General features: G+C 39.6%; 11 protein-coding genes, 1 tRNA gene and 1 pseudogene. 6 read left to right on the top strand and 7 right to left on the bottom strand.

Features of this window, described 5'->3' with window-relative positions; all coding sequences use genetic code 11:
- Positions 1 to 50 precede the first annotated feature (50 nt).
- Positions 51 to 302 (bottom strand): hypothetical protein, encoded by a 252-nt coding sequence (locus AC5JMK_RS26290; protein ID WP_495911328.1) that lies wholly within the window; start codon positions 300 to 302, stop codon positions 51 to 53.
- Between the two features lie 481 nt (positions 303 to 783).
- Between AC5JMK_RS26290 and AC5JMK_RS26285 the strand changes: the two genes are divergently transcribed.
- Positions 784 to 1,056 carry a MerR family transcriptional regulator gene (locus tag AC5JMK_RS26285; RefSeq protein WP_495911327.1) on the top strand — a complete coding sequence of 91 codons (273 nt, stop codon included), beginning with the start codon at positions 784 to 786 and terminating at the stop codon, positions 1,054 to 1,056.
- Here the strand turns inward: AC5JMK_RS26285 and AC5JMK_RS26280 are convergent.
- From AC5JMK_RS26280 to AC5JMK_RS26265, 4 genes are all read right to left on the bottom strand, one after another.
- A complete protein-coding gene (locus AC5JMK_RS26280) occupies positions 1,049 to 2,164 on the bottom strand; it encodes a tyrosine-type recombinase/integrase (RefSeq protein ID WP_495911326.1) in 1,116 nt (371 codons plus the stop codon). The two genes, AC5JMK_RS26285 and AC5JMK_RS26280, sit on opposite strands and share 8 nt — an antisense overlap.
- Positions 2,165 to 2,316: 152 nt before the next feature.
- Positions 2,317 to 2,389, bottom strand: a tRNA-Ala gene (locus tag AC5JMK_RS26275).
- Between the two features lie 44 nt (positions 2,390 to 2,433).
- Positions 2,434 to 3,162: an HAD family hydrolase gene (locus tag AC5JMK_RS26270; RefSeq protein ID WP_096676100.1), complete on the bottom strand. Its 729-nt coding sequence runs from the start codon at positions 3,160 to 3,162 to the stop codon at positions 2,434 to 2,436.
- Positions 3,159 to 4,076, bottom strand: coding sequence for a class I SAM-dependent methyltransferase (locus AC5JMK_RS26265; RefSeq protein WP_495911325.1), 918 nt, complete (start codon positions 4,074 to 4,076; stop codon positions 3,159 to 3,161). Before AC5JMK_RS26265 ends, AC5JMK_RS26270 begins: the two co-directional genes overlap by 4 nt.
- A 253-nt stretch (positions 4,077 to 4,329) precedes the next feature.
- Here AC5JMK_RS26265 and AC5JMK_RS26260 point away from each other — a divergent pair, with 253 nt between their 5' ends.
- On the top strand, positions 4,330 to 5,511 hold the full coding sequence (locus tag AC5JMK_RS26260) for an RtcB family protein (RefSeq protein WP_096676098.1): 1,182 nt from the start codon (positions 4,330 to 4,332) through the stop codon (positions 5,509 to 5,511).
- A gap of 922 nt (positions 5,512 to 6,433) precedes the next feature.
- On the opposite strand, the gene AC5JMK_RS26255 is transcribed toward AC5JMK_RS26260, so the two are convergent.
- Positions 6,434 to 7,375, bottom strand: coding sequence for an alpha/beta fold hydrolase (locus AC5JMK_RS26255; RefSeq protein ID WP_096676097.1), 942 nt, complete (start codon positions 7,373 to 7,375; stop codon positions 6,434 to 6,436).
- Between the two features lie 118 nt (positions 7,376 to 7,493).
- On the opposite strand from AC5JMK_RS26255, the gene AC5JMK_RS26250 reads away from it, so the two are divergent.
- Positions 7,494 to 8,375 carry a shikimate dehydrogenase gene (locus AC5JMK_RS26250; RefSeq protein ID WP_495911324.1) on the top strand — a complete coding sequence of 294 codons (882 nt, stop codon included), beginning with the start codon at positions 7,494 to 7,496 and terminating at the stop codon, positions 8,373 to 8,375.
- A 121-nt stretch (positions 8,376 to 8,496) separates the two neighbouring features.
- Here AC5JMK_RS26250 and AC5JMK_RS26245 read toward each other — a convergent pair whose 3' ends face one another.
- Positions 8,497 to 9,351, bottom strand: a complete 855-nt coding sequence (locus AC5JMK_RS26245; protein WP_096676095.1) for a DUF72 domain-containing protein — start codon at positions 9,349 to 9,351, stop codon at positions 8,497 to 8,499.
- Between the two features lie 363 nt (positions 9,352 to 9,714).
- On the opposite strand from AC5JMK_RS26245, the pseudogene AC5JMK_RS26240 reads away from it, so the two are divergent.
- The 3 genes and pseudogenes from AC5JMK_RS26240 to AC5JMK_RS26230 form a co-directional block, all read left to right on the top strand.
- A pseudogene (locus AC5JMK_RS26240) lies at positions 9,715 to 11,412 on the top strand (response regulator); the annotation flags it as partial.
- Between the two features lie 70 nt (positions 11,413 to 11,482).
- Positions 11,483 to 12,745, top strand: a complete 1,263-nt coding sequence (locus AC5JMK_RS26235) for a GAF domain-containing protein (RefSeq protein ID WP_495911323.1) — start codon at positions 11,483 to 11,485, stop codon at positions 12,743 to 12,745.
- A gap of 442 nt (positions 12,746 to 13,187) precedes the next feature.
- Positions 13,188 to 13,361 carry a hypothetical protein gene (locus AC5JMK_RS26230; protein ID WP_495911322.1) on the top strand — a complete coding sequence of 58 codons (174 nt, stop codon included), beginning with the start codon at positions 13,188 to 13,190 and terminating at the stop codon, positions 13,359 to 13,361.
- Positions 13,362 to 13,485: the final 124 nt, after the last annotated feature.

Raw genomic sequence — 13,485 nt, 5'->3', positions numbered from 1 at the left:
TTGCTTTTACCTACGCTGCAAACTCTCGTTTGTGGGGGGAGAGTGAAAAACTACATTGTAGCAGTAGTTTTTGTAGGTTCGTTTGTGAATGAAAAGTTAAATCCGGTTAGGTAGTTTTCCTCAAATATCAAATTCATTTGAATTTCCCTACCGTGTTCTAAGCTGACTTCTTTTAAAGCAGTTTGTACATCTTTGATAGAGCCTAATACATGATTATTATCTAATACTTGATTAAGTATATCAAAGATGTATTGTAAATCTTGAGATTCGGTGATTAAAGAGCAAATCATTGCCTCACTCATAAGATTGGGCTTGAGAAATAATTATGCCTATTTTCTGTTAAAGGCTTTGGATAGCGCTCTTTCTAAAGGCGTGAACTAATTTATTGCTTTAGTGCTAAACAAGCCTATCGCTTTAGTGATAGTGGGTATCTATATTAAAATTGGCAAAGTATAAATCCTATAATTTTCTGACATTTAAAGATAAAAAATTGCCACAAAATAGATAAATTATGTATAAATAAACCAAAGTGCTGAGTTCATCACCAAACAACTTCACGTAATACATTTGAGTGAAAACGCTTTTTTGGGGATAGATTAGTATGCTCTTTGTCTTGTAAAAATGGATATTGCTGAATAAGTAAAGTAAGGTTTATTCCTCAATGAATTTACTGTGTTAGTGATTATGACTTGTCTGAGATGTTGGAAATTCAGGTGGAGGAGTTTAGACCTGCGATCGCTGAAAGTGGGATAGTAATTTCTAGCTGATTGTATAGTTCTACCCTTGATGCAGCCAATGGAGTATCACTTTGTCTCAACTTCTAAAATTCAAGAACGTTTAGATATTTCGGCAAAAGCGCTTGGAGATTATATCAACAAAGGATTGTTGATTGCTGGGGTACATTACTCTGTTCTTCCTGGAGGACATAAGCGCTACAACCTAGAACTGCTGACTGATTGGCTAATCAATCAGCAAGATCCAAATGCCCATCAACGAGCAATAGACCACTACTTAAAATCATTGCCTAGCAATCAAGGGCGGAGAAAAGCTAACTAAGAAAATCATGAGTTTCCGGCTGGTGGATTACGACTCCAGCATAGGAGTCGAGAAGTACTCTCACATCGTGTCCGGTCGATTCAGCAATTACCACTGGATTTTCACCTTGTTGAAGCCAATGAGAAATTAACGTAGAGCGAGTTGTGTAGGGCTTGCGGTAGGTCACTCCTACTGATTGCAGTACTGTTTTCCATATTCTTTTACAAAAATTGTTATCGTTCATGGGAGCGCCCTTCGGTCCTGTAAACACTAAATCTTCAGGTTCCCAGTTGTCTCCACGTCGATTCAGCAAAATCTCCTGAACTCGTTTAGAAAGTTTGACGTATCTATCTTTGTCAGTCTTTGTACTTTTTCGCTTGCCTCTTACCAAGGTTTCTCCAATCCACATCACGGAGCAATCATCCCAGAGGTGTTTCCATTGTAGTCCTATAGCTTCTCCGGGTCTACAGCCAGTCAAAAACATGAATTCTACATAGTCTGTATAGTGACTGTAGTATTCGTGGTTGCGAAAACCTTCGAGAATTACTTCGCATTCTTCTTTTGTAAAAGGTTTGGGACGAGGTTTTTTAGGAACCTTTAGTCCTGTTAGTGTTTCCGTCCAAGGATTATTTTCGGGAAGGAGCTTATGTTTAATTGCCCAAGCCCAACAGGACTTTAAAACCGATAAGCGATCGCGGACTGTAATCGGTTTTTGTCGTTCAAGGAGAAATTTTTTAAATTTTTCGGTATGTACTTCGTTGATTTCGTAGGCTGGTTTGTTGTTGAAAACTTCTTTGAGATGGTCTGCGATAATTTTGTATTTGGTCAGTGTTTGAGCATCCAACTTACTGCGCCTGGTGTCGGCGAATTTCTGCATTAATTCTGATGCGCTCAAACGGTCTGTTCTTTGTTCTTCCGGTTTGTACTTGTTGAGGGTGGTATCGAAGTTATTGGTAATCAGGTCATTGGCAATGATCGCTGCTTTACTGGTAGCTGCGTTACGAGCCGCTACTCCATCCGGTAGCCCTAAGTACAAATAGTAAGCCTTCCCTTGGTACAACCAGTACAGTCTCAGTCTGCCGTTACAGTTCTGAACCTTGACCAATTCTTTGCTCGATTTGCGTGGCATAGTTGCCTCGATTCTAGATAATCCTTATCTAGTAATTATCTAGGATTATCGTGATTTGCCGTATCTCAAGCTATAATTATTGACAATAGAAGCACCCAAACCCCGATGTGAAAAACCGCCGAAGCGGTTGATATATAAGGATTTGAGTTTAATGGAGAATAGGAGACTCGAACCCCTGGCCTCTGCGGTGCGATCGCAGCACTCTACCAACTGAGCTAATTCCCCAAATTTAGTTGTTAGTTCCAAGCAACCACCAACAATTTCCTATGTTAACACTCACCTGCGGTTGGTTGACAGTGTTTTTGTAAATACACTTCCTGCACGCGTTCTAGTTCCAAATCAGTGAGATAATCTACAGTCCAATTTGCTAGACGCTGAAGCATATGGAAGGGATAAGTATTCGCTATACCCACAACTTGCATACCAGCGCGTTTTGCTGCTTGGATACCAGCTGGGGTATCTTCAATTGCTAAACACTCGCTTGGTTGTAGGTTCAACGCTGGATATGCTTGGTTGAGACATTCTACTGCTAACAAATAACCATCAGGTTCTGGTTTACTTGTAGTGATGTCATCTCCAGCGACAATCACACGAAAGTATTCAGTTAGTTTGGCACGTTCTAGAACGAGTTCTATTTCTTGACGAATTGCACCACTGACTAATGCTAAGTTTAAGTTGTGCGATCGCACTTGAAAGATCAAGTCATCTAAACCCGGATACAAAGGCAGTTTTTCGAGTTTTTCTATTTCCCGTGCATATAACTGTGCCTTTTTTGTCAGCAGTTGAGTTAAAGACTGTTCATTCATAACTCTACCGCGACGAGTTAGTAAATCCTGAAAACAAGCGCGATCGCTTCTACCTAGAGAAGCTTGGCGTTCATCTTGGTGTTGAGGTTGGAGATTTTCTTGAATCAGAATCTCATCAATCAATTGTAGATGGATGGATTCATCATCAATGATCACGCCATTAAAATCAAATAAAACTGCCTTTAAAGTCATGCGGTTGTATCAAAAGCTGGAGATGGAAAACCCTGTAAATCGTTATTATCCAGTATGCTATCTTGTGAGTTTGGAGTGTACTGTCGCCCTTGTGTTTGTACAGTTTCTTCTGTTGTGGAAATCGGTTTTGTACCACTAGTCACCTGATTTGTCCACCACACATCCTGAGTTTGTACTGCGGCAAATCCTGCTGCACCCATCCATGCATCCACACTACCATTTCCATACTCACGAATATAAGGTTCTTCAAATACATTATCGAGCCATTCTGTTTGACGTAGGATCTTCTGGTTTCCATCTAAGATTACCACTTGTCCACCAACACGTAATAAGCGAAATGCTTCACGCAGAATTGTCTCAGAAATTGCTGGTGGTGTCTCATGAAACAACAAACTCGCTGTTACTAAGTCAAAAGAATTACTTGCTAATTTCGTATTTTCCGCAGTTCCATGTCGCCAATGTATATGTAAGTTAGCACTTTCGGCTTTATGAGCAGCTCTTACTAACATGTAAGGCGATAAATCTAAACCAATAACTTCAGCGTCAGGAAAAGCCTGCTTGAGCATTAATGTTGTTGAACCTGTACCGCAGCCTAAGTCTATTATTCGTTGCGGCACAACTTTGATCGCATCAATCAAAGCCTGACGTATCCAAGTTTCATTCGGTGGTAAAACGTATTGGGTAATAGCATCGTAGCTAACCGCCGCACCAGAGTTGAGATATCCGCCTTCTATGCCGTGGAAATTTTGGCTACTGTAGTAAGTAGGGACTGTCACATCAATACGTCGAAAGCGATCGCTTTGTTTCTCCCAATCCACACTCTTGGCATAACGCTGTAACTCTTCTTCATCGATGAAAAGACGTACTACAGGTGATAAAAAGCGCTCCCAGATTGTATTATTATGAACCGTCATAGGATTTTCGTGAAGGTGTATCTATAAAACATTCATTTTATTTACAAATTTTAATATATTTTTGTCAAAGCTAGTTTTTATTGAGAAATCAGATTGACATTTAGACTACTTTTGCACTACAACCGTATTACTAACAACTACCTGCCAAAGATAGTGATTTATGATTTCAAAAGTTATGATGAGTTATTTTTGTTACTTATTATCTTTTGTCAGCAACTACCAAGCAAATACTAGTGATTAATTTTGTAAAAATATGCCTTACGAAGAATTAGAAATCTCCACAGCATCCCCAGTTTTATCTTGGGCAAATCACCTCTTGGGTTCAGAAGAAATCAAGATGGCAAAAAATGTGGCTTCACTACCATTTGTGTTTAAACACGTGGCATTAATGCCAGATGTTCACTTAGGTAAAGGAGCCTTAGTTGGTTCTGTAATTGCAACTAAAGAAGCAATTATTCCTGCGGCTGTGGGTGTTGATATTGGTTGCGGTATGGCTGCTATCAAAACACCTTTTAAAGGTGAACAATTAGAAGGAAAACTCAAAAAAATTCGCTTGGATATTGAAGCAGCAATTCCTACAGGTTTCAACGACAATAAAGAAGTTGAAAAGCCTGTAACTAATTGGCAAAATTGGCGAGAGTTTAAAGACTTGCATCCAGGAGTACAAAACTTACAAGAAAAAGCGATGCGACAAATGGGTTCTCTCGGTGGTGGAAATCACTTTGTAGAAGTTTGTCTCGATACAGAGAACCAAGTTTGGTTGATGCTGCATTCTGGTTCGCGTCATATTGGCAATATGCTGGCACAGTCTCACATTAGTACAGCTAAAGAATTAGCAAAAATGGCAGGTAATAAATTACCTGATCCAGATTTAGCTTACTTTGTGGCTAATACACCAGAATTTAAAGCCTATTGGCATGATTTACAGTGGGCGCAAGAATATGCACGTTTTAACCGCGATGTCATGATGGCACGTTTCAAGCGTATTATCGAAAAGCATCTAGCGGGTGGGAAGGCGACAAAAGCTTTACTAGAGGTAAATTGCCATCATAACTATGCTGAAAAAGAATTACATTTCGGTGAGGAAGTATATGTAACTCGCAAAGGTGCTGTTCGCGCCCAAACAGAAGATTATGGCATTATCCCTGGTTCAATGGGGGCAAAATCCTTTATTGTCAAAGGTAAAGGTTGTGCTAATAGTTTCTGTTCTTGTAGCCACGGCGCTGGACGCTTACTATCAAGAAGTAAAGCAAAAAATGTCTATACTCTTGATGATTTGATCGAGCAAACAAAGGGTGTAGAATGTCGCAAAGATACAGGCGTTTTGGATGAAATTCCCAGTGCGTATAAACCTATCGATCAAGTAATGGCAAACCAAGCTGATTTAGTAGAAGTTGTAGCTACACTCAAGCAAGTTGTTTGTGTGAAAGGTTAAGTCAGTTAACAGTTAACAGTAAAGAGTGAATATATTGACCAAACAAGGCAAAAGTCACTCATTCAAAAGGCACTTCCTAAGAAAAAGTGCTGGTACTAAGCCCCTAAATTTATTTATGGGGATTATCTTTTTACTTTTTATTTTTTACTTTTTACTTTTTAAACTCTCACCGCTACACTGCTTCGCAGTGTAGCGGGAGATTATTGCTTCACAGAAACACGCTTTTTGGTATAGCTATAGCCATCTTCATTAGGACGCAGCTTGTCAATTTTTTTAGTGAGCGATCGCCTGATAATATTTACTCAAAAAAATGATATATTCTTACTATTTCAATTACCAAAAACTGAAATTTAAATAACCCCCAATCGTACCACAAAATATTTATGCAAGAGTTCTATTGTTATTTGCGATCGCGTAGCGGCTGCTTTGCAGCATCGCTTTCTTGTTTGTTGTGAATGGGTTCTCGTTAATAAGCAACGTTGAAACGTATTGAACAAACGCTTTAATGTTCTCTATGGATGAAAGAACGTTAATAAGCAACGTTGAAACGTATTGAACAAACGTTTTGATGTTCTCTATGGATGAAAGAACGTTAATAAGCAACGTTGAAACGTATTGAACAAACGTTTTGATGTTCTCTATGGATGAAAGAACGTTAATAAGCAAGGTTAAAACGTATTGAACAAACGCTTTGATGTTCTCTATGGATGAGAACAAACAATTTTTGTGAGAACGTGAATTTGAAGAGTGCGTAGAACCCCCCACCCACTTGTGAGGAATCCAGGTGTAGTCGCTTTTCGACTGGGCGATCGCTCATCAATAAAACAATTTTGCAACTTCAAATACATCAGATACATCAGATCCCCAACTTTTTTAAAAAGTCGGGGATCTATAACTCCTCAAAATTAATGGGACAGACCACTTAACCACTAACTACAGAAAAAACCCATTCCCGCAGTAAGGAATTAACCTGATCTGGTACTTCATCATGGGGACAATGACCCGCCCGTAGAAAGTGTTCTGTCAGTTGAGGATAATATTGACGAAATTTTTGGGAACGTTCTCTAGCGTTAATCCAAGGATCAGCTTCTCCCCACAATAGTAGTAGCTGACAAGTTAATTGCTTAAGTAGCATATCTACTTTTTCACCTTGGGGAGTTCTAAACACCGAAGAAAAGACATCGAAAGCACCTTGATCATAAGCAGGGCGAGAAATTTCTTCTATTAATTGTTCTGTAATTGCGCTTTTGTCAAGATAAACTTTTTCTAGAGTTTGACGAATAACGCTTTTTTGCCGGACGTAGTGAAATAATAGAAACTGGGCAAAAGGTTGTTGAAAAATCCATTTGGCAACATCACCCAAAAGTTTCTGCAAATTATCTGGCTGTTGGGGTGGTTCTATTTGAGTTTGCAGTGCTTCTGGTTCTGCTGTATGCTCGTTCTCATTAAATGGCCCAGCGCTGTTTAATAATACTAAACCCGCCACTGCATCACAACGTTGGGCTGCAACACACAAGCTAGCATAGCCACCCAGAGAATTACCTACTAAGACTGCTCTTTGACCTATGACTTGAGTGATAAAGTCATAGAGCTGATCGCGCCACAGATCACCGCTATACTCCAATTTTGGCTTGGCTGAACGTCCGAATCCTAAAAGATCTATAGCCCAGACTTCAAAATCGTGCTGTAGTTCAGCAATGTTTTTGCGCCAGTGGTCAGTAGAAGCACCAAACCCATGCACTAACAGTAAAGGCGGATGTTGGGGTTGGGGTTTTCCTGCTTGTACATAGTAAATGTTATACCCTCGCCACTGCCAATTTTTGCCAGGGATAGGGATTGTAGAGGAGGCTATTGTTGCCTGCATGATTCCAAAGAAATGTTAAGTCACCTCTAATAATTGTAGGCTAATGATTATGTAGTTAGCAGTGAATAACTAACAAAGAACTAATGACTAATGACTAATGACTAATCACTAATAACCAATGACAAAGGACAAACAATTGATTACAGGAAAAACCAAACTTCTCGGAGTCATCGGACATCCAGTGGAACATTCACTGTCGCCAGTTATGCACAATGCAGCGATCGCTCAATTGGTAATAGATTACATCTATCTGCCCTTTCCCATTAAACCAGAAGATTTATACACGGCGGTTTACGGGTTTGCAGCTATTGGTGTTGTGGGTTTTAGTGTCACAATTCCTCATAAACAGGCAATCATACCACTTTTATCAGCAGTGGAACCCATAGCTCAAGCTATAGGGGCAGTTAATACAGTTACTAACAAAAATAACTCTTGGATAGGTACTAACACTGATGTCGAAGGATTTCTTGCTCCTTTACAAACATATCATCAAGATTGGAGTCAGAAAGTCGCAGTAATTTTAGGGAATGGTGGTGCTGCTAGAGCAGTAGTAGCAGGTTGTACACAGTTGGGATGTGCAGAAATTCATGTTGTCGGGCGAAATGTCCAGCGATTACGAGATTTTTCTAAAAGTTGGGAAAATTCCCCACTGCAAGTTAATCTTAGTGTTCACAAATGGGATGAATTACCCAAATTAATTCCGCAAGCGAATTTACTCGTCAACACAACTCCCATCGGTATGTACCCCAAGGTAGATGAATCACCTTTAAGTGCAGCAGAAATGGCAAATTTATCACCACAAGCGATCGCCTACGATTTAATCTACACCCCCAACCCAACAAAATTTTTACAACAGGCGCAACAGGTAGGTGCAACCACCATCGATGGACTAGAAATGCTTGTCCAACAAGGTGCAGCAGCATTAAAAATCTGGTTACAACAGGAAAGTGTACCAGTAGATGTGATGCGTCAAGCTTTGCAAAAGCATTTGGGTTTGTGAAGGGATTGGGGACAAAATAATTCAAAATACCCTTCAGGAACGCCAAGGGCGTACAAAATTCAAAATTATAACTATTGTAGAGACGCGATTAATCGCGTCTCTACTAATGTCCAATGACCAATTACCAAAGATTCAGTTGATTAGGTGGAGAATCTAAGTTATCCCAGGGTAGGGGTGGGACTTTGACACCGCTTTGTGCGAGTAATTTTTGGAAGTAACGGGCTGTGCTTGGCGATCGCTCTTCAATGGGACAATGGACAAAGAAATATATTTGCTTTCCCTGCTGCAACCATTGCTGAATTTGTGTAACCCACTCTGTCATAAAAGGCTGATTAATTTCTAAATTGGGATGGGAAATAAATCGAATCAAGCTAAAAGGTGCTGTGATGCTAAATTGTACTGGTAGTTTGGGTTTGCGTCGTTCTGATTGTAGCTGAGGATCGTCTTCGCCAGTGTAGATCGGGCGAGAGTCTAGCAATACTCTTCCCACGCCCAATTTTTCTAAGAGTGCAGTTAAATTACTCGCATGGGGTTCTTTGAACCAGTCGCGGTGTCGCACTTCTAAGGCTAGTGGTATTTCTGTATGAGGCCAAGCTGACAAAAAAGCGGTGAGATCGTCAATTAATGTCGGTGCATAACTAGGGGGTAGTTGGGCAAAAATCGGGCCAAGACGCTTACCTAATGGACGCATCCTCTCGATAAATTTCCCAGCATCAGAAATATAAGGTTGCAGTTGTTGGTTGTGAGTAATATCTCGTGGTAGTTTTAAGCAAAATTCAAAACCTGGTGGTGTATCAGTTGCCCATCGAGCTACAGTTTCTTGATTTGGTGTAGCGTAGAATGTAGTATTACCTTCCACTGTTGTGAAACGACGGCTGTAGAGATGGAGAAAATCAGCTGGTCGAGTACCTGGAGGAAAAAGTTCGCCTACCCAACCTTTATACGCCCAAACAGCACAACCGATAAAAAAACTCACGATTATATTCCTTTAATAATATCTGTAAAATAAGGTTAGACATTTGTAAAGCGAGATCAACTCTTGTTGATATCTTTATTTAAGATCACAATGATGACTATTTTTTTGGCATTGCTGATTTAATGTATGAAAATGATTTTGCGTAATGCCAAAATCTTTGTAGAGACACGATATATCGTGTCTCTACATTCGGATTCATACCTAAATTTTAATTATTTACGTCTGTAGGATTCCCATTTGATTTTTGAATAGAACTTAGTACACTTTCTGTTAAGCGTTCCCCGGCTCAACTAATAAGTTCATAAACCAAACCAGATTCCTATGTAAGTTTTGGCTCTGATTAATATAATTTAACTCTTTAAAATGAAAATATTAATCGTCGAGGATGATGAGCTGGTTGCCCATGTGCTTGCTGCTGTCCTTACTAGTTACAATTATGCTGTGGAAGCAGCCTCGAATGGTCAGACAGCTTGGGATTTAATCCAAACTTATGATTACGATTTAATTCTTTTAGATGTTATCCTGCCAGAGATAGATGGTATCACTCTGTGTCGGCAAATCAGAGCGCGTGGTTTGCAAATGCCAATTTTATTATTGACTGGTTGTGATAGTAGCCATGAAAAGGCGATTGGTTTGGATGCTGGTGCAGATGACTACCTTGTCAAACCCTTTGATGAAGAAGAATTAGTTGCTCGGATCAGGGCGCTGTTACGTCGTGGTAGTGTAGTATCCCCACCAGTTTTGGAATGGGATAATTTGCGGCTTGATCCCACAAGTTGTGAGGTTATGTATGCTGAAGAGCTATTATCATTAACTCCCAAGGAATATGCTTTGCTGGAGCTGTTTTTGCGAAATAGTCGCCGAGTTTTTAGCTGCGGGATGATTTTGGAGCATCTCTGGTCGTATGAGGACATACCAGGAGAAGAGGCTGTTCGTACCCATATTAAAGGATTACGGCAAAAATTAAAAGCTGTGGGTGCGCCAGGGGATTTAATTGAAACAGTCTATGGTATTGGTTATCGGTTAAAACCAGGTAGAGAAGAGAAGAGTAGATGGGGACAAGGCGGACAAGGGAACACGGGGAATACAGATGAAATATTCTCTGCGTCACCACGTCACCCTTCGGGTAGTTCCCTCCGGGACGCTGCGCGAACGCAGTCGCTACAACGGAGGGTAGACGCGAAGCGACCTCCGCAACGCGCTGCTCACCACGTCACTGCGTTTTCAGCATCTAGCTTCCATTCTGAAGATGAGCATCCTTTGTTGTTGGTGGTAGATTGCGATCGCACTTTCACCGCACAAATTCAACAAGCAGCTACTCACAAAAATTTACAGGTGGCGATCGCGACAGACACTACAATTGCCAGAAATATTCTGTATCAAAATCATCCTAGTATCGTATTGCTAGACCCGGATATTTCTTCAAATCACCAAGACAGTTTCAACCTGTTAGCAGAGTTGCATGAGCGTAAACCTCCTGTACCAGTAATAATTTTGACCAAAAACAGTGATTTTAGTAACCGTTTACAAGCTGCTCGCAATGGTGGACACACCTTTTTACCCAAGCCGATGTCTGCTAACCAAGTGCTAGAAGCAGTCAATCAAGTGTTGCAAGAATCTCCCCATGCAGAAGCACACATACTAGCTGTAGACAATGATCCAAAAATAGGTACTTTGTTACAAAAGTTACTTATACCTTGGGGAATCAAAGTTACATTCTTGGAAAATCCCCTTCAATTTTGGGAAACTCTGGAAGCAGTCACGCCAGATTTACTCATTCTTGATGTAGAAATACTAGGGATAAATGGTATAGAAATTTGTCAAGTCGTACGCAATGATCCCCAATGGAGTGAACTACCAATCCTATTTCTCACAGTTCATAACGATGCTGATATTGTTAATCAGGTTTTTGCGGTTGGTGCAGATGATTTTGTGAGCAAACCCATCGTTGGGCCAGAACTTATTACTAGGATTGTCAATCGCTTAGAACGAGTTAGCTTGCGACGGATGCGAGAAATTTATCAAACAGGAAACACGCAAGCACAGATGAAACGTGGAACAAATAACTATTACTTTTGCTGATACAATTTTGGTTTAAATTTTAATTAGTGTTGAAGCTAGAGTCAGGAGCATGGAACAAAGAAGGTTATTAGATCAACTCAATACAAACTTGGAAAGTCCACTCCCAGAAAATAATAATTTTCTGCAATACGTCAAGGTGTTTTCTGAAGTTACTGCCAATATTCGGGCTTCTGTTGACCTGGAAACAATTTTTCAAACAACAAATAAAAAGGTTTGTGAACTATTACAAATAGACAGAGTTGCAGTTTATCGTTTTAATTCCGATTGGGGCGGTGAATTTGTTCAAAATTACGAATTTATTAGCCAAAATTGGAAAACTTTGCTCACGCACAATAGTACAACTATTTGGGATGACACCTACTTACAAGAAACGCAAGGGGGACGCTACCGTAATAATGATACATTTGCAGTTGATGACATTTATCAGATCAACCACTCTCCTTGTCACATTCAACTTTTAGAGCAATTGTACATCAAAGCCTATGCGATCGCTCCGATTTTTGTTGATAAAAAACTCTGGGGTTTATTAGCTGCTTATCAACTTTCCGAATCTCGCCAATGGCAAAAATTTGAAGTTCAATTCCTCCATCAGATTGCAGACCAACTTGGTTTAGCACTCCAACAGGCTAAATTATTGGCTCAAGTTAGCCAACAGAACTTTGATTTACAAAAAGTAATAGATCAAAGGCAAATTTTGAGTGAGATTACTGCCAAAATGAGAGCATTGGTTGACCTGGAAACAATTTTTCAGACAACAAATAAAAAGGTTTGTGAATTATTGCAAATAGACAGAGTTGCTGTTTATTGTTTTAATTCTGATTGGGGCGGTGAATTTGTCCAAAATTACGAATTTATTAGCCAAAATTGGAAAACTTTGCTCACGCACAATAGTACAACTATTTGGGATGACACCTACTTACAAGAAACGCGGGGAGGACGCTACCGCAATAATGAGACATTTGCAGTTGATGACATTTATCAGACCAACCACTCTCCTTGTCACATTCAACTTTTAGAGCAATTTTACATCAAAGCTTATGCGATCGCTCCGATTTTTGTTGGTAAAAAACTTTGGGGTTTATTAGCTGCTTATCAACTTTCGGAGTCTCGACAATGGCAAAAATCTGAAGTTCAATTTCTCCATCAGATAGCTGATCAATTTGGTTTAGCACTCCAACAGGCTGATTTGCAAAAGTTAGCAGAACGATATAACTCATTATCAAATTTTCTTCTCAAGAAAGGACAATTCCTTGAAATTGCTCGAGAAGATATTCAAAGATATGTTGAGAAAAATCAGCCACTTATTAAATAAGTACTACTAGCAACTTTGGATGCGACATACAGGGAGCGCTACCATCATATAAATTTAGTGATTTGCTCAGTTGGGTATCAAAGCTGCGATCGCTAAAGCATTCAATCCTTTAAAATTAGCTCCTCAAGTAGCATCAGCTTGGGGTTGGAGTGTATCGTATCTAAGATTACATTATTAAACTCTTTGCTGCCCTCACAACTTCCTCATATTCTTTTCCTAATCTGAAAGTAGAGCCAACTATCACAAAATTGTGGATCTCACCCTGCAAGAAGCGGCGCGAGAAGCAATGACAAAAGAACGTCAGCATCAAGAACATTTACAAGATACTATGCATACTCGTGCTGCTGCTGAAGTTGGCACTAATTAAGCACTAATCAAAAAGATACTAGGATACTTGTTGAAACTTTTTTTAAAATTTTTCAATAATTTAGGAGAATATTTTATGACTAATACAACAAACAAAAGCAGTATTTGGCAGAAAACTATAGAAGTTCCTCAACAAGTTTTTCGTTACATTTACGGTGGATTTGTGAGAATTTTTACTCCTAGAGATGACAATTATCCAGAAACAGGTGTACAACCATTTGAGGGAGAAATAGATAAGGAAAGACATTAAAATTAACCAATGACAAATAATTCGGTATTGCTGATTTCATGTATGAAAATGATTTTGCGTAATCCCAAAATCTTTATAGAGACACGATACGATATATCGTGTCTCTACATTCGGATTCATACCG

The sequence above is a fragment of the Pelatocladus sp. genome (genome assembly GCF_059505505.1).
Note: the sequence above shows the minus strand (reverse complement) of the source record. Positions and strands in the feature narration are given on the sequence as shown.